Source organism: Candidatus Eisenbacteria bacterium (assembly GCA_005893305.1).
Classification (GTDB): Bacteria; Eisenbacteria; RBG-16-71-46; order SZUA-252; family SZUA-252; genus WS-9.
Map to the genome: position 1 here is coordinate 61,441 of VBOZ01000028.1, position 1,187 is coordinate 62,627.

At 67.0% G+C, this 1,187-nt stretch carries 1 protein-coding gene; it reads right to left on the reverse strand.

Going from position 1 to position 1,187, the window contains the following annotated elements; translation table 11 throughout:
• Positions 1–70: 70 nt before the first annotated feature.
• On the reverse strand, positions 71–952 hold the full coding sequence (locus E6K79_08685) for a transketolase (GenBank protein ID TMQ64056.1): 882 nt from the start codon (positions 950–952) through the stop codon (positions 71–73).
• Between the last annotated feature and the right edge of the window lie 235 nt (positions 953–1,187).

A 1,187-nucleotide genomic window follows, 5' to 3' on the forward strand; every position in this document is an offset into this window, starting at 1 on the left:
CGCTTCATCTCGGGCTTCACGAGATTCACGGCCGGGGCGGCGGCGGTCGGGAGAACCGGGGCGGGCGAGCTCATGCGCTTCCGTTCGCCGACGGCGCGACCGCGCGGGCGGAATGGGACTCCAGCCGGCGGGTCCAGCCCTCCAGCGAGGTGCCGAGCTCCCGGAGCGCCTGCTCCGCCTGCTCCGCGTTGGGCGGCACGCCGTGCCAGCGATAGTCGTCCTCCATGTAGGAGATCCCCTTCCCCATCACCGTGCGGGCGAGGATGACGGAAGGCTTCCCCTTGGTGCGGCGTGCCTCCTCGTACGCTTCGAGAAGCTGCGGAAGGTCGTGCCCGTCCACGTCGATGACGTGCCAGTTGAACGAGCGCCACTTGTCCGCGAGCGGAGCGATCCCCATGACGTCCTGCACGTCGCCGTCGATCTGCTTTCGGTTGTAGTCGATGATCCCGACTAGGTTGTCGAGCTTGTAGTGGGCGGCGAACATCGCCGCCTCCCAGATCTGCCCTTCCTGCTGCTCGCCGTCCCCCATGACGCAATAGACCCGGCGCGGGCTCTTGTCGAACCGCGATCCGTACGCCATGCCGCACGAGACCGAGAGTCCCTGCCCGAGCGAGCCCGAAGAGACCTCGATGCCGGGCGTGTCGTGCTTGCTTGGGTGCCCCTGCAGATGGCCGTGGAATTGGCGGAAGCCGAGGAGGTCGGCCAGCGGGAAGTAACCGCGCTCGGCCATCAGGGAGTAGATCACCGGCGTCACGTGCCCGATCGAGAAGTGCCAGAGATCCCGCCCGGGGTCGTCCAGGCGATCCGGATTGACGCTGAGCTCGTGGAAGAAGAGAACCGTCCCGAAATCGGTCGAGGAAAGCGGTCCGCCGCTGTGGCCGCTCTGCGATCGCGCCAGGAGCGCTATGATGTCGCGCCGCACGAAAAGCGCGCGCTCGCGGAGCTCATCCAAGCTGAAATTGAGCCGTGGCAACTGTTTTCCTCCCTCATCCAGGCCGGACTGGCCAGTCTTTTGACGCTACCGAATCGCCCTCGTGAGGCGCAAGCGAAATCCCGGTCACGCGTTCACGTAGCGCCGGTGGCCGGGATCGGGGATGACGCCGGACCGAAGGGCGCGCGCCACCTCCTCGATTCCGTCCCCGACCCGCTTCGTGGCTCGGAACCCCCATAGGTGCTCGATCCGGTCG